Annotated in this window: 21 protein-coding genes; 15 read left to right on the top strand and 6 right to left on the bottom strand. The window is 71.1% G+C overall.

Annotation, left to right across the window (positions count from 1 at the left end; translation table 11 throughout):
* Positions 1-23 precede the first annotated feature (23 nt).
* Positions 24-812: a flagellar type III secretion system pore protein FliP gene (gene fliP / locus RGI145_RS15010; RefSeq protein WP_075798976.1), complete on the bottom strand. Its 789-nt coding sequence runs from the start codon at positions 810-812 to the stop codon at positions 24-26.
* Positions 809-1057 (bottom strand): flagellar biosynthetic protein FliO, encoded by a 249-nt coding sequence (locus RGI145_RS15005; RefSeq protein WP_051418275.1) that lies wholly within the window; start codon positions 1055-1057, stop codon positions 809-811. Before RGI145_RS15005 ends, fliP begins: the two co-directional genes overlap by 4 nt.
* A gap of 131 nt (positions 1058-1188) precedes the next feature.
* On the opposite strand from RGI145_RS15005, the gene RGI145_RS15000 reads away from it, so the two are divergent.
* The 11 genes from RGI145_RS15000 to RGI145_RS14950 all read left to right on the top strand — a co-directional run bounded on the left by RGI145_RS15000 (position 1189) and on the right by RGI145_RS14950 (position 10863).
* The gene (locus tag RGI145_RS15000; protein WP_075798975.1) at positions 1189-1611 is read left to right on the top strand and encodes a flagellar basal body rod protein FlgB; all 423 of its coding nucleotides are present in this window, start codon (positions 1189-1191) and stop codon (positions 1609-1611) included.
* Between the two features lie 30 nt (positions 1612-1641).
* The gene (gene flgC, locus RGI145_RS14995; protein WP_075798974.1) at positions 1642-2052 is read left to right on the top strand and encodes a flagellar basal body rod protein FlgC; all 411 of its coding nucleotides are present in this window, start codon (positions 1642-1644) and stop codon (positions 2050-2052) included.
* Positions 2049-2354 (top strand): flagellar hook-basal body complex protein FliE, encoded by a 306-nt coding sequence (gene fliE, locus RGI145_RS14990; RefSeq protein WP_075798973.1) that lies wholly within the window; start codon positions 2049-2051, stop codon positions 2352-2354. The genes flgC and fliE overlap by 4 nt, the downstream gene beginning before the upstream one ends.
* 43 nt (positions 2355-2397) lie before the next feature.
* On the top strand, positions 2398-2673 hold the full coding sequence (locus RGI145_RS14985; RefSeq protein ID WP_083670784.1) for a flagellar biosynthetic protein FliQ: 276 nt from the start codon (positions 2398-2400) through the stop codon (positions 2671-2673).
* A gap of 28 nt (positions 2674-2701) precedes the next feature.
* A complete protein-coding gene (locus RGI145_RS14980) occupies positions 2702-3475 on the top strand; it encodes a flagellar biosynthetic protein FliR (protein ID WP_075798971.1) in 774 nt (257 codons plus the stop codon).
* A gap of 94 nt (positions 3476-3569) precedes the next feature.
* Entirely contained in the window at positions 3570-4607 is a 1038-nt protein-coding gene (locus RGI145_RS14975) for an EscU/YscU/HrcU family type III secretion system export apparatus switch protein (protein ID WP_075798970.1), read from the top strand.
* A gap of 122 nt (positions 4608-4729) precedes the next feature.
* A complete protein-coding gene (locus RGI145_RS14970; protein WP_075798969.1) occupies positions 4730-6325 on the top strand; it encodes an ATP-binding protein in 1596 nt (531 codons plus the stop codon).
* Between the two features lie 189 nt (positions 6326-6514).
* Positions 6515-7561, top strand: a complete 1047-nt coding sequence (gene recA, locus RGI145_RS14965; RefSeq protein WP_075798968.1) for a recombinase RecA — start codon at positions 6515-6517, stop codon at positions 7559-7561.
* A 243-nt stretch (positions 7562-7804) separates the two neighbouring features.
* On the top strand, positions 7805-9433 hold the full coding sequence (locus RGI145_RS14960; RefSeq protein WP_075798967.1) for an ABC transporter substrate-binding protein: 1629 nt from the start codon (positions 7805-7807) through the stop codon (positions 9431-9433).
* Positions 9434-9514: 81 nt separating this feature from the next.
* Positions 9515-9940, top strand: a complete 426-nt coding sequence (locus RGI145_RS14955; RefSeq protein WP_075798966.1) for a GFA family protein — start codon at positions 9515-9517, stop codon at positions 9938-9940.
* Between the two features lie 95 nt (positions 9941-10035).
* On the top strand, positions 10036-10863 hold the full coding sequence (locus tag RGI145_RS14950; protein WP_237183085.1) for a creatininase family protein: 828 nt from the start codon (positions 10036-10038) through the stop codon (positions 10861-10863).
* Between the two features lie 11 nt (positions 10864-10874).
* On the opposite strand, the gene RGI145_RS14945 is transcribed toward RGI145_RS14950, so the two are convergent.
* Entirely contained in the window at positions 10875-11252 is a 378-nt protein-coding gene (locus tag RGI145_RS14945; protein ID WP_075798965.1) for a DUF427 domain-containing protein, read from the bottom strand.
* Positions 11253-11548: 296 nt separating this feature from the next.
* Here RGI145_RS14945 and RGI145_RS14940 point away from each other — a divergent pair, with 296 nt between their 5' ends.
* Positions 11549-12823 (top strand): NAD(P)/FAD-dependent oxidoreductase, encoded by a 1275-nt coding sequence (locus RGI145_RS14940; protein WP_075798964.1) that lies wholly within the window; start codon positions 11549-11551, stop codon positions 12821-12823.
* Between the two features lie 389 nt (positions 12824-13212).
* Here RGI145_RS14940 and hmpA read toward each other — a convergent pair whose 3' ends face one another.
* Positions 13213-14427: an NO-inducible flavohemoprotein gene (hmpA, locus tag RGI145_RS14935; RefSeq protein ID WP_075800098.1), complete on the bottom strand. Its 1215-nt coding sequence runs from the start codon at positions 14425-14427 to the stop codon at positions 13213-13215.
* Positions 14428-14505: 78 nt separating this feature from the next.
* Between hmpA and RGI145_RS14930 the strand changes: the two genes are divergently transcribed.
* Both RGI145_RS14930 and RGI145_RS14925 read left to right on the top strand, forming a co-directional pair.
* A complete protein-coding gene (locus RGI145_RS14930) occupies positions 14506-15006 on the top strand; it encodes an Rrf2 family transcriptional regulator (protein WP_075798963.1) in 501 nt (166 codons plus the stop codon).
* On the top strand, positions 15003-15419 hold the full coding sequence (locus RGI145_RS14925) for a DUF488 domain-containing protein (protein ID WP_075798962.1): 417 nt from the start codon (positions 15003-15005) through the stop codon (positions 15417-15419). Before RGI145_RS14930 ends, RGI145_RS14925 begins: the two co-directional genes overlap by 4 nt.
* Here the strand turns inward: RGI145_RS14925 and RGI145_RS14920 are convergent.
* Entirely contained in the window at positions 15377-16090 is a 714-nt protein-coding gene (locus RGI145_RS14920) for an SDR family oxidoreductase (protein ID WP_075800097.1), read from the bottom strand. The genes RGI145_RS14925 and RGI145_RS14920 overlap by 43 nt on opposite strands.
* 11 nt (positions 16091-16101) lie before the next feature.
* A complete protein-coding gene (locus RGI145_RS14915) occupies positions 16102-17103 on the bottom strand; it encodes a Bug family tripartite tricarboxylate transporter substrate binding protein (protein WP_075798961.1) in 1002 nt (333 codons plus the stop codon).
* 325 nt (positions 17104-17428) lie between these two features.
* On the opposite strand from RGI145_RS14915, the gene alaS reads away from it, so the two are divergent.
* Positions 17429-20074, top strand: coding sequence for an alanine--tRNA ligase (alaS, locus tag RGI145_RS14910; RefSeq protein ID WP_075798960.1), 2646 nt, complete (start codon positions 17429-17431; stop codon positions 20072-20074).
* Positions 20075-20106 lie beyond the last annotated feature (32 nt).

Raw genomic sequence — 20106 nt, 5'->3', positions numbered from 1 at the left:
TTCCGGAAGCAAATGAATCACTCTCAATTCGCGAAGCCCTGCACCAGGCTCTCGGAGATCAACCGCCAGCCATCCACCATCACGAAGAAGATGATCTTGAAGGGCAGGGACACCGCGCTGGGCGGCAGCATCATCATGCCCAGCGACATCAGCAGCGAGGCCACCACGAGATCGATCACCAGGAAGGGCAGGAAGACCAGGAAGCCGATCTCGAACCCCCGCCGCAACTCGCTGACCATGAAGGCGGGCACCAGCGCGCGCCAGGGCGCCTCGGCGGCCCGCGCGGGCGTCTTGCCGGGCGCTTCCCCCGATGTGTCTCCCGATGTGTCCCCAGGTGGCGCCAGGCCGGCGAGGTCGAGGAAGAGTGCCAGGTCGCCATCGCGCACATTGGCGGCCATGAAGGTGCGGAAGGGCTCGGCGGAACGTTCCAGCCCCTCCATCTCGCCGATCCGCCCCTCCACCATCGGCTGGATGCCGTCCTCCCAGGCGCGTTCCACCACCGGCTGCATGACGAAGAAGGTGAGGAAGAGCGACAACCCGATCAGCACCGGATTCGGCGGCACGTTGGCCGCGCCGATGGCGCTGCGCAGCAGGCTCAGCACGATGGTGATGCGCGCGAAGGCGGTGACCATCACCAGCAGCGACGGCGCCAGCGACAACAGGCCGATCAGCGCGGTGAGCTGCACGAGGCGCGCGGTGGCGCCGGGCTGGCCAGCCTGGCCGAGATCCAGCGAGACCGATTGCGCCAAAGCGGGCCCGGCCAGCAGCAGCGCGGTGCCGAGGGCCGCCGCGAAGAGCGGGGCGCGGCTCATGGCAGCCAGCCCAGCACGCTGTCCTGCGGGCCGCCGGTCAGCAGCAGGACCTCCCGCCCATCCACGCGCAGCAGGACGAGGCGGCGGCGCGTGTCGAGCGCCAGCACTTCCTGCACGCCGAGGCGCTTGCCGGAGGGCGCGGCGAGTCCGGTCAGCCGCGCGCCGCGGGCCAGCAGCCAGAGCAGCAGGACCACCGCGCCGAGCGCGGCCAGGGCGGGCAGCCAGGGGGAAAGGGAGGAGGGCATGTCTTGCGCGGCCTTTTGCCTGCGGGGGAGTTCTGGAGGCGCATTCTGGCGGCGATGCCTTAACGGCGGGTTGCGCGCCCTCCGGGCGGCGTTGACGGAGTCTTCATCTCCTCCCGCCTAGGCTGCACGCCATGGAACCGACGCGACGCGACACCGCCGCCACGGGCCCCCTCGGGCGGGACCCCATCGCCCTGTCCGAACAGCGGCTGAAGTGGCTCGACCAGCGGCAGGCCGTGCTGTCGCAGAACGTCGCCAATGCCGACACGCCGCATTACCGCGCCCGCGACATCACGCCCTTCGCCGATCTGCTGGCCAGCAAGGGCGGCCCGGCGCTCGCGCGCACCAATGCCCGGCATCTGCAGCCCCCGGGTGCCGGCAGCGGCCCGGCGCGGGTGCATGCGGAGCGCCGCGCGGTGGAGGAAACGCCGGACGGCAATGCCGTGTCGCTGGAAGAGCAGGCGATGAAAGTCGCCGACACGGAAACGGCGCACCAGCTCGCGACCGGGCTGCGCCGGTCCTGGCTCGGCATGTTCAAGACGGCCCTGGGGCGCTGAGCCCTGGACCGCTGAGAGGAGCAGAAGGCTTTGGATCTCGACAGCGCGCTGCGGATTTCCGCCGCCGGCATGAATGCCCAGGCCACGCGCCTGCGGGTGGTGGCAGAGAACCTCGCGAACCGTGACAGCACCGGCCTGACGCCGGGCGCCGAACCCTATCGCCGCAAGACGGTGAGCTTCGCCAACCATCTCGACCGTGCCAGCGGCACGGACCTCGTCAGCGTCTCGCGCGTCGGCCGCGACAATGGCGAACTGCCGAAGCGCTACGAGCCCTCGCACCCCGCGGCGGATGCCAATGGCTACGTCTCCGTGCCGAACGTGGACAGCTTCGTGGAGATGATGGACATGCGCGAGGCTCAGCGCTCCTACAGCGCCAATCTCAGCGTCATGGAAACCTCGCGCGGCATGCTGTCCCGCACGATCGAGGCACTGCGCGGATGAGCGATCCGGTTTCCGCGAATTTCGCCATCACCGCCTATCGCAGCGCCGGCGGCCCGGGAGCGGCGGAGGCCGGGGGCGACCCGCTGTCCGGCTTCGGCGCGGCCCTGCGGCAGGCGATGGACGGGGCGGTGGAACTCAGCCATCGCGCCGATGCGGCCTCGGCCCAGGCACTCAGCGGGCAGGGCAACGTCACCGACGTGGTCCTCGCCGTCTCCAAGGCGGAGCTGTCGCTGCAGACCACCGTGGCGCTGCGCGACAAGATGGTGAGCGCCTATCAGGACATCATGCGGATGCCGATCTGACGCATCCGCTTCCCCCCCCCCTTCCAGAAGGGAAGAGAGCATCGTGGAAAGCGAGATCCTGTCCGCCGCGCTGCGGGAATCCATGTGGGTCGCGGTGCAACTGGCCGCGCCCCTGCTGGGCGGCATCCTGCTGGTCGGGCTGGCCGTGGCGCTGTTCCAGGCCATGACGCAGGTGCAGGAGGCCTCGCTGGCCTTCCTGCCCAAGCTGGCCGTCTGTGGTGGCGCGCTGCTGATCCTGGGCCCCTTCATGGTCGATGCGTTGCAGAACTATGCCGCGACACTGTTCGACCAGATGGTGGCGCTGGGCGGCGCGCACTGAGGCGGGCGAGGGGCGGTGGAGGCCCGCCGTGACCGAGGCCGAACTGCTGCGTTCCCTGCCGGTGCTGGCCTTCCAGTCGGTGCTGCTGCTGTCGCGGCTGGGCGCGGCGGCGATGATCGCGCCGGGGCTGGGGGAGGCGGATGTGCCCGTGCGCATCCGTCTCGCCGTGGCGCTGGCACTGGTGCCGCTGCTGCTGCCGCTCCTGGCGGGGCAGCTTCCGCCGCAGCCGGAGGACATTCCCGGCACGCTGCGGCTGGTCGCGACGGAGCTGTTGGTCGGGCTCTGGATCGGTGGCCTGGCTCGGGTGGTGGCGATGGCGCTGTCCGCTGCTTTCCAGATCGTGGCCCTCGCCATGGGCCTCGCCTCGGTGCTGGTGCCGGATGCGCAGATGGGGTCGCAGACGGCGATCCTGGGGCGGCTGGGCAGCCTGGCGACGGCGGTTCTGGTGCTGTCCACCGGCCTCTACGCCCAGCCCCTGCGCGCCCTGGCCGGCAGCTACGAGGTGCTGCCGCCCGGCGCGCCCTGGCCGGCCGGCGCGGCGGCGGCGGACATGGCCGGGGCTGGAGCCGCGATGCTCGCCCTGGCGCTGCGGCTGGCCTCGCCCTTTCTGCTCGGCCTTTTCCTGGTGAACCTCGCCAGCGGGCTGCTGGCCCGCGTGGCGCCGCAGCTTCAGGTGAACATCCTGGTCAGCCCGGCGCAGATCCTGGGTGGGATGGTGCTGCTGGGGCTGGTGGCGCGGCCGCTGCTGGACGGTTTCCTGGCGGCGCTGGCCGCGTCCTGGGCCGGGCTGCCGGGGCTGTGACGAACAGGGATGCGACGGCCAGGGCCGATATGGCCAGGGCGGGCATGGCCTGGATGGGCATGGCCTGGATGGGCATGGCCTGGATGGGCATGGAATGAGCGAGGAGGCCGAGGACAGGACGGAGGCCCCGACGCCGCGGCGCCTGCAGAAGGCGCGCGAGGAAGGGCAGGTCGCCGTATCGCGGGAGATGGCGGGCTTCGCGTCCCTGGCCTGTGCCGTGCTGGCGGCTAGCCTGGCCCTGCCGGTGGCGGGGATGTCGCTGCTGCACAGCCTGCAGGTTCTGCTGTCCCGCAGCCATGCGGTGCTGCCGGCGGAGGCGCTGTCCGGCCTGGCGCGGGATGCGCTGCTGGCGGTGCTGCCGGTTGCGGGGGCGGCGGCGCTGGGGGCGGTGGCGGCCACGCTGTTGCAGACCGGCGGGCTGTTCAGCGCCAAGGGGCTGGTGCCGCAGATGTCGCGGCTTTCGCCTCTGGCCGGGGCGAAGCGCGTCCTGGGGGTGGAGGGAGCGGGGCAACTGCTGCGCGCGCTGCTGAAGCTGGGGCTGGTGGGGCTGGCCCTGTGGTGGAGCCTGGACGATCCCGCGCGGCTGCGGTCGATGCTGCAGGTCCCGCCCTCGCAGCTTCTCGCGGTGGCGGGCGGGGAGATGCGGGGCCTCGCCACGGCGGCGGTACTGGCTTTCGGCCTCGTGGCGCTGGGAGATTTCGGCTGGGAGCGTTTCCGGCACTTCCGCCGTCTGCGGATGAGCCGTGAGGACCTCAAGGAGGAGCACAAGGAGAGCGAGGGCGACCCGCACCTGAAGGCACGGCAGCGGCAGTTGCGGCAGCAGGCTTCGCGGCGCCGGATGATGGCGGCGGTGCCCAAGGCGACGGTGGTGGTGACCAATCCCACGCATTATGCCGTGGCCCTGGCCTACGAGAAGGATTCCGGCGCCCCGCGCGTGGTGGCCAAGGGGGTGGATTCCATGGCGGCGCGAATCCGCGAGGCGGCGCGGGAGGCGGGCGTGCCCCTGGTGCCCAACCCGCCCCTGGCGCGCGCGCTCTACAAGCTGGAACTGGGACGGGAGATCCCGCCCGACCACTACGCTGCCGTGGCGGAGATCATCGCCTTCGTGTGGCGCCGGCGCGGCGGGCGCTGAAGGTACTTTCGATGCGTCTTCGGAAACACAACCCTGGATAATGTTTGATTCATCCAATGTAACCATTGCGATTATAACGTCGATTTGATCATCTCCGTCCTGCAATCAGGACAGAGCCGGATGTGATCCCCTGGAAGACGGGCCGGGTGGCCGAGGATGACCAGGACTGGGACAGCGCCTTCGAGACCCTGTGCGGCGCGCTCCAGGAGGCAGTGGCCCTGCTCGACGAGCAGGGGACGATCCGCGTGGCCAACCCGGCCTTCCGCGTCCTGGCCGCCTTGCCGCTGGGCCGCGATCTGCCCGCGGCGCGGCTCTTCTCCTCGCCCGCCCGCTTCGCCGCCTGGCTGGCCGGCGGTGGGCTGGTTCCGCTGGAGGGTGTGATCGAAGGCGGGGAGGGGCGGGAGCCGAGGCCGGTCTCCTGTCGCCTGCGCTTTCTTCCGGGCGGGCAAAGGTTGCTGTTGCTGCAGGATCTGGCGGAGCACCACCGCTTCCGGAAGCAGGCCGAGGAGGGGGAGCGCCTGCGTGCGCTCGGCCAGCTCGCGGGCGGGGTGGCGCATGACTTCAACAACATCCTCGCCATCATCCTTGCCTCGGCGGAGGCCCTGCGCGCCGATGCGCGGGCCGGAGGGACGGAGCGCGACGCGGCGCTGGAGGCCCTGCTCGCGGCCGCCGATCGTGGTGCCGCGCTGGTCCACCGCCTGCTGGCCCTGGCCGGGCGGCAACCCCTGCTGCCGCGCGTGGTCCTGCTGGACGAGGCGGTGACGGGGCTGGAGCCTCTGCTGCGCTCCATGGCGGGCCGGCATGTCGGCCTGCGCTGGCAGTTGGATGCACCGGGGCGGGCGGTCCTGGCCGATCCGGTGCAGCTCGACCAGATGGTGCTGAACCTCGCCGGCAATGCGGTGCAGGCCATGGCGAAGCGGATGTCGGCGGAAGCGACGCTGACCATTGCCACGGGCACGCGCCTCGCCTTGCAGGCGGAGCCCGGCATCCCGGACCTGCTGCCGCCCGGGCGCTGGGTGATGCTGTCGGTCTCCGACAACGGCCCTGGCATCCCACCCGGCGTGCTGGGGCGGATCTTCGAGCCTTTCTTCACCACGCGCTCGGCGGAAGGTGGCACGGGGCTGGGCCTCGCCACGGTGCATGGCATCGTGCGCCAGTTCGGCGGCGTGCTTCAGGTGGTGTCGCGGCCGGGGGAAGGGGCCAGCTTCCGGATCTACCTGCCCCGCCATCAGGAGACGGCGCCGCTCCCACCGCGGGCGGGGGATGGGGGTGGCGCGGCCGTTCCCGTGGTTCCGGCGGTGGCGCGGCGCGAGGGGCTGGCCGGGCAGCGCGTGCTGCTGGTGGAGGACGAGGCACCGCTGCGCCGCCTGGCGGAACAGGTGCTGCGGCGGGAGGGGATGGAGGTGCGCGCCGCCGGGGACGGGGAGGAGGCGCTGGAGCTGCTGGCCGAGGGATTCGCGCCGGATATCCTGGTCTCCGACATCGCCATGCCCGGCATGGACGGGATGACGCTGCTGCGGGAGATGCGCCGCCGTCTGCCGTCGCTGCCGGCCGTGCTGGTGAGCGGCTATTCCGAGCGGCTGATGGAGCGGGAAGCGCTGGAAGAAGGTGGCCGGAATGCCGATATCACGGGCTTCCTGGCCAAGCCCTATCGCCCGGCGGCGCTGGTCGAAACGTTACGGCAACGTTTGGCGTGGGTGGTGGAGGAAAGCGGTTGAAATTTCCGCCCAACATGAACATATAGGGAACAGAAAAGCCCGTACCCCTACTGGGGTTGTGGCGCGCGAAGGGGAGCCGATCTAGGCTCCCGCGGACGGAATTGGTCGGCGCGATCCGGGTGGCAGGCCCCCGGTCCTCGACCCTTGGTGGCAGATCATCCGCCCCAGTACGGGGCGATCGGGGGCTCTATGGATAAGAACAAGGCACTGGACGCGGCGCTGAGCCAGATCGAGCGTGCCTTCGGCAAGGGCTCGGTCATGCGGCTGGGCGCCAAGCAGGACATGGCCGACATCGAGACCGTGTCCACCGGCTCCCTGGGCCTCGACGTGGCGCTGGGCATCGGCGGGCTGCCGAAGGGGCGGATCATCGAGATCTATGGCCCCGAATCCTCGGGCAAGACGACGCTGGCGCTGCATGCCATCGCCGAGGCACAGCGGAAGGGCGGCACCTGCGCCTTCATCGACGCCGAACACGCGCTCGACCCGGGCTATGCCAAGAAGCTCGGCGTGGATATCGACAACCTGCTGATCTCGCAGCCCGATGCGGGCGAGCAGGCGCTGGAGATCGCTGACACGCTGGTCCGCTCCGGCGCCATCGACGTGCTGGTGATCGACAGCGTCGCCGCCCTGGTGCCGCGCGCGGAGCTGGAGGGCGAGATGGGCGACAGCCATGTCGGCCTGCACGCCCGCCTGATGTCCCAGGCGCTGCGCAAGCTGACCGGCTCGATCAGCCGTTCGAACTGCATGATGATCTTCCTCAACCAGATCCGGCTGAAGATCGGCGTGATGTTCGGCAACCCGGAAACGACCACGGGCGGCAACGCGCTGAAGTTCTATGCCTCGGTGCGCATGGAGATCCGCCGTATCGGCCAGATCAAGGACCGGGACGAGGTCATCGGCAACCAAACCCGCGTGAAGGTGGTGAAGAACAAGATGGCCCCGCCCTTCCGGCAGGTCGAGTTCGACATCCTCTATGGCGAGGGTATCTCCAAGGTCGGCGAGTTGATCGACCTGGGCGTGAAGGCCGGCGTGGTCGAGAAGTCGGGCGCCTGGTTCTCCTGCGACAGCCAGCGCATCGGCCAGGGCCGCGAGAACGCCAAGCAGTTCCTGCGCGACAATCCGGAGATGGCCGCCTCCATCGAACAGCGCATCCGCGCCCAGGCCGGCCAGGTGGCCGAGACCATGCTGACCGCGCCGGAAAGCGAGGGCGAGGAAGCAGCCGCCGCCGCGGAGTGAAGTTGGGCGGCGCGTCCCGCGCCGCAGCACCGGAAAGGGGCCGCATCCGCGCAGGATGCGGCCCTTTTTCGTCTGCGGTGGATGGTTGACGATCCGGCGCTGGGTTGCTGCACTCCCCCCGCGCCGGATTTCCGCCACGAGAGCAGGGGACCGGCAGGCAGGACGACAGCACGCGGCATGGCAAAGGCGGAAGGGCGGACGGGCAGGGGCCCGGCACGCCTTCCGCGACCGGGAGATCCGCCGATGTTTCCGACTCCGCGACGGGACGCAGCCAAGCTGCTCCTGACCATGCTGGCCGGTGGCGCCCTGCTGCCGGCGCGGCGTGCCCTCGCCCAGACGGGCGGCCAGGCCGGCAGGCAGGGTGGGGGGACCATGCTCGACATGGCCGTCTCGGCGCCCCCGACCTCGGTGGACCCGCACTACCACACGCTGACGCCGAATTTCGCGCTCGGCTCGCACATCTTCGAGCAGCTGGTGGACCGCACGCCGGAGGGCAAGCCGGTGCCCGCGCTGGCGGAATCCTGGAAGGCGATCGACGACAAGACCTGGGAGTTCCGGCTGCGGCGCGGGGTGAAGTGGCACAACGGGCAGGACTTCACCGCCGAGGACGTGGCCTATACCATCGAGCGCGTGCCGAACGTGGTGAACAGCCCCGGCTCCTACGCGATCTATACCAAGCCCATCGCGCGGGTGGAGATCGTCGATCCGCACACGGTCCGCTTCCACACCCATGCGGTGAACCCGCTGATGGTCACCGACATGTCGCAGGTCGCCATCATCTGGCACGGGCTGGGGCCGAATCCCTCCACCGGCGACTTCAACAACGGCCGGAACGCCATCGGCACCGGCCCCTTCCGGCTGGAGAGCTACCAGAGCGGCAACCGGGCGGTCTTCGTCCGCAACGAGGATTACTGGGGCCGGAAGCCGCACTGGGCCAAGGTGAACTACCGCTTCATCCCGAACGACGGCGCCCGCGTGGCCGCGCTGCAGGCGGGCGACGTGCAGTTCATCGACGCGGTGCCGACCTCCGACATCACGCGGGTCCGCAAGGAGCCGCATATCGCCATCTCCGAGACCACGAGCCTGCGCTCGATCTACCTGCGGACGGATTTCCGCACCGATGGCCCCAGCCCCTATGTGACCGGCCCGAACGGTGAGAAGCTGGACAAGAACCCGCTGCTCGACCACCGGGTGCGGGAGGCGCTGAGCATCGCCATCAACCGCCAGGGCATCGCGGAGCGCATCATGTCCGGCGCGGCGCTGCCCACCGGGCAGTTCATGCCCCCCGGCGCCTATGGCTACGCGCAGGATATCAAGGCGCCGCCCTATGACCCGGCACGGGCGAAGGCCCTGCTGGCGGAAGCCGGCTTCCCCAACGGCCTCGGCATCACGCTCAACTCCTCCAACGACCGCTACGTGAACGACGCGCAGATCGCGCAGACCGTCGGGCAGATGTGGTCGCGCATCGGCGTGAAGACCCAGGTGGACACGGTGCCCTTCGCCGTGAACGCCCAGCGCAGCGCGCGTCGGGACTTCTCGGTGACGCTCGGCGGCTGGAGCAACAGCACCGGAGAACCCTCCGCCGGCATGCGCGGCCTGCTCGGCACGCGCGACCTCAGCCGCGGCTGGGGCACGGTGAACCAGGCGCTCTATTCCAACCCGCAGTTCGACGGGCTGGTGGAACAGGCGCTGGTCACGGTGGATGACGAGAAGCGTGAATCGCTGTGGCAGGAGGCCACGCGCGTCGCGGCGAAGGACATCGCCTGGATCCCGCTGCACACGCAGGTCAATGTCTGGGCCATGCGCGACACCCTGAAGCACACGCCGCGCGCCGACGAGATGACGCGGGCGATGGACATCTCGCCGCGCTAGGGTCCGGGCCCCCCGAAGGCGTCCCCGGTTTCCCGCCGGGGGCGGGGCATGGAAGCGATCTGGACAGGAGAGACAGGCGGCATGGTGGACGATGCGAACATCCGGGCCGGCCAGTGCCATTGCGGCGCGGTGCGCTTCGAGGCGACGCTCAGCGACGGCTTCCATTCGATCCGCCGCTGCACCTGCTCCTACTGCCGGATGCGGGGTGCCGTCGTCGTCATGGCGGAAATGGGTGGGATCAGGATGCTGCGGGGCGAGGATGCCCTGACCAGCTACCGCTTCCACACCGGATCGGCGCAGCATTTCTTCTGTTCGCGCTGCGGAATCTACACGCATCACCAACGGCGGTCCGACCAGAACCTGTATGCCGTGAACGTGGCCTGCCTGGACGGGGTGAGCCCGTTCGATTTCCCCGAGGTGCCGGTCATGGATGGCATCAACCACACGAACGACACCGGCAGGCCGACGCGCCGGGCCGGCACGCTCCGCTTCATCCCGGCAGGCTAGCCATCGCCGACTGCCGGCGGAAGGCCCAGGCCACGGCCCGCTTGTCCCGGCCGCCTTGGCGGGACACGATCCGCCCTTTCCAGGACCGAGGGGGGATGACGATGCGCGAAGTGGAATGGGCGCGGCTCACGGGGCCGGAGATCCGGGCGGTGGCCGCACAGGCGGAGGCCCTGGCGATCCTGCCCGTGGGATCGCTGGAACAGCATGGGCCGCATCTGCCGGTGATCACCGACACCCGCAGCGCCAGCGAAGTCTCCATCCGCGCCGCCCGGCTGCTCGACGGCGCACCGCCCGCCCTGGTCCTGCCGGGCATGTGGACGGGGATGAGCGAGCACCACCTGCCCTTCGGCGGCACGATCAGCCTGAATTTCGCGGAGTTCCACGGCGTGCTGCGCGGCGTCACGCGCAGCCTGCGGGCGCTGGGCTTCCGCCGCCTGCTGATCGTCAATGGCCATGGCGGCAACATCGACCCGCTGGCGGTGGCAGCACGGGAACTGGCGCATGAGTTCGGCCTCGCCGTGGTGGCCAGCACGCCCTGGGCCGCGGCGCAGGCGGCGATCCGCCCGCTGCTGGAACGCCAGGACGGGGTGCACCATGCCTGCGAGGCCGAGACCTCGCTGATGCTGGCCATGACGCCAGATCTGGTGCGCCGCGACCGGCTGGAGGAGGCGGTGCGGCAGGCCCCGCCCGCCGTGGCGGGCCGCCCGGGCTACAGCCGCTTCTGGAGCTTCTCCGAACGCGCGCCCGTCACCGGGACGATCGGCGACCCGCGCGCCGGCACGGCGGAGAAGGGCGAGGCGATCCTCGACATCCTGGCCGCCGAGGTGGCGGAGGCGGCGCGGCAGAAGGATCTCTGGTCCGCGCCGGACGATGTCTGGGCACCGGGGCGGGGCCAGGGGAACACGGCCGGCGCGGCGGGATAGGCGGCGCGGCCTCAGCTTTCCTCGATGCTCTCCACGCGATCGGGGTAGAAGGCGAGGTGCCCCGCGATGGCGGCCACGGCCGGATGAGGGTGTTCGTAGCTCCAGACGGCGTTCTCGGCCCGCTGTCCGGCGTGATTCAGGGTGAAGTAGCTGGCCTCGCCCTTGTAGGGACAGGTGGTCGCGTGGCGGCTGCGTTCCAGCGCCGCCATGTCCACGTCGCCGCGCGGCACATACTGCACCGGCGGATAGCTGGCCTCGCGCAGCACCAGGGCCTGGCGGCTGTCGGCGATCACCCGCCCGGCGAAGCGGACCTGCACCCTCTTCGGGTTGGGCTCGATGGCGATGGGATGGTCCGGTCCGGGGGGCTTGCGGGAATCATGGAGCGTCATGGCGCGTGTCCTCCTGCCTGGGCACGGGGGCGTGGCTCGCGATCGTGTCCCGCAACGGCATCTGGGAGCGTGCCCTGGGAAAGCAAAGCCCGGTGGCCCTTCCCATGCCGCATGGCGTGGGCGAGGAATTCCGGCACATTTCTGGCATGGCGGTCAGGGCGATTCGCCGCCCGCGGGTGTCACGGCGCGGATCCGGATGGCAGGAGTGCGAGCCCGGTGGAACAGGCAGGGAACCGGTCCAGGCGATGGCGGGCCGGCGAAGCGGGCCGTGCCCGTGGCGGCGCGGGGGCCGGGCGATGAAGCTCCTGTCCTATTGGCAGGACACCGCCACCCCCTTCGCCGGAGCGGCCGGGGGGCCGGTGGAGGGCCGGGCGGATGTGGCCGTGATCGGCGGCGGCTTCACCGGGCTCTCCGCCGCGCTGGCTCTGGCGCAACGCGGCGCACGCGTGGTGGTGCTGGAGGCCGGGAAGGTCGCCGGGCAGGCCTCGGGCCGCAACGGCGGCCATGTGAACAACGGTACCGCGCACGACATCGGTGGCCTGGCCGCGCGGCTGGGGCTGGAAGCGGCGCGGGCGCTGTACCGCGCCTATGACGATGCGGTGGACACGGTGGAGCGCATCGTGCGGGAGGAACAGATCGCCTGCGACTTCCGCCGTGGTGGCAAGATCAAGCTGGCGGCCAGGCCGGCGCACTACGACTCCATCGCCCGCGGCTTCGACCTGCTGAACCGCGAGGTGGATGCCGAGACGGCGCTGGTGCCGCGCGATCGCATCCGCGAGGAGGTCGGCTCCGACGCCTTCTTCGGCGGCCTGCTCTACCGGAAGAGCGCGCAGATGCACATGGGCCGTTTCGGCGCGGGGCTGGCGGATGCGGCGAAGCGCCATGGCGCCGTGATCTTCGAGGACGCGCCGATGACCGCGTTGAAGCGGCTGAACGGCACGGCGCACCGCATCGCGACGCCGCGCGGCACGCTGGAGGCCGCGCAGGTGCTGCTCGCCACCGGCTACAGCCCGCGGATGCCCTTCTTCTTCCGCCGGCGCGTGATCCCGATCGGCAGTTTCATCATCGCCACCGAACCGTTGGAGACGGTGCAGATCGCTTCCATCATGCCGACGCGCCGCACCGCCACGACCACCCGGAATGTCGGAAACTACTTCCGCATCTCGCCCGACAACCGGTTGATCTGGGGCGGGCGGGCGCGCTTCGCGCTGTCCTCGCCCAGTTCCGACACGAAGAGCGGCCGGGTGCTGCAGGCGGGGCTGCACCGCACCTTCCCGCAACTCGGCCGGCCTCGCATCGATTACTGCTGGGGCGGCGTCGTCGATCTCACTGCCGACCGCCTGCCCCGCGCGGGCGAGCAGGACGGGCTGTTCTACGCCATGGGCTACAGCGGCCATGGCACCCAGATGTCGGTGCATATGGGCCAGCAGATGGCCCGCGTCATGTCCGGGGAGCCACAGGCCAACCCCCTGCGTGGCCTGGACTGGAAGCCAGTCCCCGGGCATTTCGGCCCGCCTTGGTTCATGCCCCTCGTCGGTGCGTACTACCGGCTGAAGGACGCCTGGTCCTGAACCCTCGGCGTTGCTCTGTCCCGGGGGGAAAGCTCTGCCTTCACCCCCGGTCCCCCCATCCGCCAGGACGCTGCGCGCCCTGGACCCGATGAGTTGGCCCCCGTCGGCGCCTGATCGCGCCGGAGAGCATCGCTCTCCGGCGAACTGCCGGTGCCACGAGCGCGGACAGGGTGTTTTTCTCTGCTCGGGAGCCCCACGGTTCCGCCTGTTCCCAGGGATCGGGCGTCAGGCTGACGATTACCATCAGCGACAACCGAAGCCTGGGGTCCGGGGACCGGCTTCGGTCCCCGGCGGAGTGGGGGTCCGGGGTGAGAGGCAGGGCCTCTCCCCCGGTGGGATGCCACGGAGCGGAACGCGGGAACGGCCGTCCGTGGGGAAGGGGCCGGACCTCAGGCGGCCAGGAGCTCGTCGGCCGGGCCGAAGAACTCGTAGTGGATGCGGTCCGCCGGCACGCCGGCCTGGGCCAGCCCGTTCACGAAGAGGCGCAGGAAGGGACGTGGGCCGCAAAGGAAGATGTCCGCCTCCCGCGCCGGAGTGTTGGCGAGGAGCCATTCCGGGCTGATGCAGCCGGCCACATCGTAGTCACGGCCGGCGACGTCATGGGAACGCGGCGCTTCGTAGAAGTTGGTGACATGGATGCGCGGGTTTCCGGCCGCCAGCTCCCGCGTGCGGGCGCCCATGGCGTGGGTGCCGCCGTTGCGCGTGCCGTGGACGTAGTGCGCCTCCAGATCCGGCCGTTCCGCCGCGATGCTTTCCAGCATGCTCAGCATCGGCGTCAGCCCGACGCCGCCGCTCAGCAGCACCACCGGGCGCTCCTGCCGGCGGGTTTCCAGGAAGAACTCGCCGGCCGGCACACCCACCTTCAGCACCGTGCCCGCCTGGACCACGTCGTGCAGCCAGTTGGACACCACGCCCATCGGCTCGCGCTTGACGCTGATCCGGTAGCGCCGGTCGTCGGGGGCGGAGGAGATGCTGTAGTTCCGCTTCAGCGGATGCTGGCCCGGCAGGTCGAGCCAGAAGGTCAGGTACTGGCCGGGACGGTGCCGCACCACCGGGGCACCATCCACCGGCTCCAGCACGAAGGAGGTGACGATCCCGCTCTCCTCCCGCTTCTCGGCGACGCGGAAGTCGCGCCAGCCGCTCCAGCCGCCGGGCGCCATGGCCTGGTCGCGGTAGATCTCGGCCTCGCGCCCGATCAGCAGCTCCGCCAGGAACCAATAGGCCTCGCCCCAGGCGGCCAGGATCTCCGGCGTCGCCGCCTCGCCCAGCACGTCCTGGATGGCGCCGAGCAGCGAGGTCGCCACATGCGGGTAGTGCTCAGGCAGGATGTTCAGCCCGACATGCTTCTGCGCGATGCGTTCCACCGCATGGCCGAGCACGCCCAGATTGTCGATGTTCTGCGCATAGGCCAGCACCGCCGCCGCCAGGGCGCGGGGCTGGGAGCCCGTCTCGCCATGGTGCGACTGGTTGAACAGGTCGCGGATCTCCGGGTTCTGGAACATCCGCTCGTACATGCGCCGGGTGATGGCTAGGCCGTGCGCTTCCAGCGCAGGCACAGTCGCCTTCACGATGCGGATGGTGTTCTCGCCGAGGGGCCTGGGCATCGCCAGCTCCATAAGATGCATTCGATATGCACCTTATAATTCCCTGGCAAAAAGATGTAAAGAGAATACATCTTATCCATGCGCCTGACCCTCCATTCCGACTACGCGCTGCGCACGCTGATCTTCCTGGGTCTGCGGCCGCAGCGGCTGGCCTCCATCGCCGAGATCGCGAAGGCCTACAGGATCTCCGAGAACCACCTGACCAAGGTGGTGCACCGGATGGGCCAGGCGGGCTTCGTGGAGACGCTGCGTGGGCGGGGCGGCGGGCTGCGCCTGGCCCGTCCGCCGGAAGAGATCCGCATCGGCGACGTGGTGCGGGCGACGGAGGAGGACCTGGCCCTGGTCACCTGCTTCGCCCCGGACGGCACGCCGCTGCCGGGCGTGGGTTGCGCCATCTCGGGGGCCTGCCGCCTCCAGGGCGCGCTGGCCGAGGCCCTGGGCGCCTTCATGGCGGTGCTGGACGGGCGGACGCTGCGCGACCTGCTGGGCCCGACCGCCCCCGTGCTGCGGCAGAGGCTGGGGATGGAGGGCACGCCGGGGGATGGTTCCCCGGAAGCGCTGGCGGAGGTTCCGGCATGACGGGGCGCCGGGCCGCGCCGGAGGTCCGGATCCGGCGGGCCTATGATCCGCCGGAGGAGGCGGACGGGTTCCGCATCCTGGTGGACCGTCTCTGGCCGCGCGGGCTGCGGCGCGACGGAGCCTGGATCGACCTGTGGCTGAAGGAAGTCGCGCCCAGCAATGGGCTGCGCCAGTGGTTCGGGCACGACCCGGACCGCTGGACGGAGTTCCGCACCCGCTACCGGGCGGAGCTCCGCGGCAGCTCCGCCCTGGAAAGCCTGCTGGCCGAGGTGGCGCGGCACCGGCAGGTCACGCTGCTCTTCGGGGCGCGGGACGTGGCCCACAACAACGCCGTGGTGCTGCGGGAGATCTGCGCCCGGGGCGGGCGGGGTCAGACCCCCGCCGCGCCCGCCGTCATGCCGCCGCAGACATAGAGCACCTGCCCGGTCACGAAGCCGCTGCGCGCGTCGAGCAGAAAGGACACGGCCTGCGCCACGTCCTCCGGCCGGCCCATGCGGCGGACGGGGATGTTCTCGGTGATGGCGCGGGTCCGCTCGCTGCCGGGCGGGTTGGCGCGGTCGAACAGCGCGGTGCGGATCGGGCCGGGGCCGACCGCGTTGGCGGTGATCCCCCGCGGGCCGAGCTCCAGCGCCCAGACCCGCGTCATGCCGATCAGCCCGGCCTTGGTCGCGGCATAGGCGCTGCGCCATTCCTTGCCGAGCGCGGCGCGGGAGGAGACGTTCACCACCCGGCCGAAGCCGGCCTCCTTCATCCCCGGCAGCAGCGCCTGCAGGCATTGCAGGGCGCAGCGCAGGTTCAGCGCCACGGCGCGGTCCAGGGTGGTGAGGTCCTGCTCCTCCACCGGCCCGGGCAGGACCACGCCGACATTGTTCACCAGCCGGGTGATCGGCCCGGCCCGCAGCGCCTGTTCCAGCGCCCGGGCGGTCTGCGCCGGGTCGGACAGGTCGGCGCGCAGGATGCCGTCCCCTTCCGCGCCCTCGATGTCGATCACCACCGGCTCGTAGCCGTCCTCGCGGCAGCGTTCCGCCACCGCACGCCCGATCCCGGAGGCGCCGCCGGTGACCAGGACACGTTCCCTCGGCATGGGCATCGGGCTCAGTCCACCGTCACCTTGGCCCTCCGCACGACCTCGCCCCAGCGCGTGATCTCGGAGGCGATGAAGGCCTCGAACTCCGCCGGCGTGTCGCCCACCGGCTCGGCGCCCTGTTCCCGCACCTTGGCGATGGTGGCCGGCTCGGCCAGCACGGCACGGATCTCCGTGGCCAGACGGTCCACCAGCGGGCGCGCCATCCGGGCCGGGGCCTGGATGCCGAACCAGGCCAGGGCCTGCACGCCCGGCTGTCCCGCCTCGGTGGTTGTGGGCACGTCCGGCAGGGCCGGGCTGCGCTCGGCGCTGGTGACGGCCAGCGCGCGCAGCCGGCCATCCTTGATATGGCCCAGCGAGGAGGGGAGGTTGTCCACCGCCATGTCCACCCGACCGGCGATGGCGTCGGTGATCATCGGCCCGGCGCCGCGATAGGGCACATGGGTCAGGTCGATCCCGGCCTCCAGCTTCAGCAGCTCCCCGGTCAGGTGCAGGCTGGTGCCGTTGCCGGAACTGGCGAAGGTCATGCCCGGGCTCTTCTTCGCCGCCGCCACGAAGTCGGCCAGCGTCCTGATGGGCGAGGTGGCGGGCACCATGATGACGTTCGGCAGCTTCGCCATGTTGGAGACGGCGACGAGGTCCTGCGGCTTGAAGGTCAGCGTCTTGCCGTAGAGGGCGTAGTTGATGGCGCCCGTGCCGATCGTGGTCATCAGCAGGGTGGTGCCGTCCGGCTCGGCGCGCACCACGGCCTCGCTGCCGATCACCCCGGCGGCGCCCGCCCGGTTCTCGACCACCACCGCCACGCCGAGCCTGGGGCCGAGCCGGTCGGCCAGGATGCGCGCCAGGATGTCGGTGGTGCCGGCCGGGGGGAAGGGCACGACGATGCGGGTCGTCCGCTCGGGCCAGGGCGTGGCCGGCTTTGCCTGCGCCAGCGCGGGCCGGCCGGGCAGGGCGAGGGCCGGAAGGGCGGCCAGGGCGGCGGCACCCAGGAGGCGCCGGGTCGGATGGGGCATGGATGTCTTCTCCCGCCGCCCTCTTGCTTCCGGGCCTGGGAGAGGCCGGGCCGGGGGCGTTGCTGCGGCGATCATCCGACAGCCGGGCGGCACTGTCACCCCCGCTTCCGGCCCGTTCCCCCCCCCGCTGGCGGAGGGTGCCCCCATGCGCGAGGGGCTGCACGGCCCGATCCGGGAGGGGGTTTCCGGCGCGCCTCCGGACGGGGAGGCGCGGTGCGCGGGCGGGGCCGTGGCGGGGAAAAGCGGCCGCCCCTTTGCGCCGGGCGCCGTGCCGCGCTATGCCGCAGGGGTTCCATTCCCTGCCCGAGAAGACCAGCGCCGGCCGATGACCAGCAGCAACGACATCCGCGCCACCTTCCTGGACTACTTCGCCCGCAACGGGCACCAGGTGGTCGAGAGCTCGCCGCTCGTGCCGCGCAACGACCCGACGCTGATGTTCACCAACAGCGGCATGGTCCAGTTCAAGAACGTCTTCACGGGGCAGGAGCGCCGGCCCTATTCCACGGCGACCACGGCGCAGAAATGCGTGCGCGCCGGCGGCAAGCACAACGACCTGGACAATGTCGGCTATACCGCCCGGCATCATACCTTCTTCGAAATGCTGGGGAACTTCTCCTTCGGCGACTATTTCAAGGAACAGGCGATCACCCATGCCTGGACCCTGCTGACGAAGGACTTCGCTCTTCCGAAGGAGAAGCTGCTCGTCACCGTCTATTCCGAGGACGAGGACGCGGCGGCGCTGTGGCGGAAGATCGCGGGCCTGCCGGACCAGCGGATCATCCGCATCCCGACCAGCGACAATTTCTGGCGCATGGGCGACACCGGCCCCTGCGGCCCCTGTTCCGAGATCTTCTACGACCACGGCGACAAGATCCCCGGCGGCCCGCCGGGTTCGCCGGACGAGGATGGCGACCGGTTCATCGAGATCTGGAACCTCGTCTTCATGCAGTACGAGGAAGGGCCGCCGGGCGTGCGCGCGCCGCTGCCGCGCCCTTCGATCGACACGGGCATGGGGCTGGAGCGCTTCGCCGCGATCCTGCAGGGCGTCCATGACAACTACGACACGGACACCTTCCGCGCCCTGATCGCCGCCAGCGCCGAGCTGGTGGGGCAGGCGGCGGACGGCCCCTTCAAGGCCAGCCACCGCGTGGTGGCGGACCATCTCCGCTCCGGCTCCTTCCTGATCGCCGACGGCGTGCTGCCCTCCAACGAGGGGCGCGGCTACGTCCTCCGCCGCATCCTCCGCCGCGCCATGCGCCATGCCCAGATGATGGGCTCGCGCGAGCCGCTGCTGGCCAAGCTGGTGCCGGTGCTGGTGCGCCAGATGGGCGCCGCCTATCCGGAGCTGGTGCGCGCCCAGCCGCTGATCGAGGAGACCTTCCGGCTGGAGGAGACGCGCTTCCGCACCCTGCTGGACCGCGGCCTGGGCCTGCTGGCCGAGGAGACGGGCCGGCTGGGCGAGGGCCAGCCCCTGCCGGGCGAGGTCGCCTTCCGCCTCTACGACACCTTTGGCTTCCCGCTGGACCTGACGCAGGACGCCCTGCGCGCCGAGGGCCGCCCGGTGGATGTCGCGGGCTTCGAGGCCGCCATGGCCGAGCAGAAGCGCCGCGCCCGCGCCGCCTGGGCCGGCTCCGGCGAGGCCGCCACCGAGACGCTCTGGTTCGATCTGAAGGAGCAGATCGGCGCCAGCGAGTTCCTTGGCTATTCCACCGAGAGTGCCGAGGCGGAGATCCTGGCCGTGGTCGCGGACGGCAAGGTGGTGGATGCCGCCCCCGCCGGCACCGAGGTCGCGGTGATCCTGAACCAGACCCCCTTCTATGCCGAGAGCGGCGGCCAGGTCGGCGACACCGGCCTGATCACCGCCGCCGACGGCGCGCGCATCGTGGTGCGCGACACGCAAAAGAAGCTGGGCCTCTTCGTGCATCTCGGCACCGTCGCCCATGGCGAGGCGAAGCCCGGCCAGGCGGTGCAGGCCGAGGTGGACCACGCCCGCCGCGGCGAGATCCGCGCCCACCATTCCGCGACGCATCTGCTGCACGAGGCGCTGCGCCGCCGCCTGGGCACGCATGTGGCGCAGAAGGGCTCGCTGAACGCGCCGGACCGGCTGCGCTTCGACGTCTCCCAGCCCACGCCGATGACGCCCGAGGACCTCGCCTGGGTCGAGGGCGAGGTGAATGCCCGCATCCGCCAGAACACCGCCGTCACCACCCGGCTGATGACCCCCGAGGCGGCGGTCGAGGCCGGCGCCATAGCGCTGTTCGGCGAGAAATACGGCGACGAGGTCCGCGTGGTCGGCATGGGCGAGGACCCCGCCGCCACCGAGAAGCACGGCGTCTATTCGCTGGAGCTCTGCGGCGGCACGCATGTCGCCCGCACCGGCGATATCGGCCTGTTCAAGATCGTTTCCGAGGGCGCCGTTTCCGCTGGCGTCCGCCGCATCGAGGCGGTGACCGGCCAGTCCGCCCTGACCCTGGTGGAGGGCGCCGAGCGCACGCTGCGCGAGGCAGCCGCCGCCCTGAAGTCCACCACCGCCGAGGTTCCGGTCCGCGTCGCCGCCCTGCTGGAGGAGCGCCGCAAGCTGGAGCGCGACGTGGCCGAGCTGCGCAAGAAGCTGGCCACCGGCGGGGCCGCCGCCGAGGTGGAGGAGGTGAACGGTCTCCGCCTTGCGTTGCGGGAGCTGGGCGACACCCCGGCCAAGGACCTCAAGGGCATCGCCGACGCGATCCTGAAGGGCGGCACGGCGGATGTGGTGGCGCTGGTCTCCACCGCTGAGGGCAAGGCCAGCATCGTGGTCGGCGTCGGCGAGGCCGCGAAGGGCCGGGCCGATGCCGTGGCGCTGGTGCGCGCCGCCTCCGCCGCCGTGGGCGGCAAGGGCGGCGGCGGGCGGCCCGACATGGCGCAGGCGGGCGGGCCGGAGGCCGGCAAGGCCAACGAGGCGCTGGCGGCGGTGCGGCAGGCCGTCGCGGCCTGACCCCCGGCCGGGCCGGGGGCGATGTTATAACG

Source organism: Roseomonas gilardii (assembly GCF_001941945.1).
GTDB lineage: Bacteria > Pseudomonadota > Alphaproteobacteria > Acetobacterales > Acetobacteraceae > Roseomonas.
This window is presented reverse-complemented; position numbering and strand designations above follow the sequence as displayed.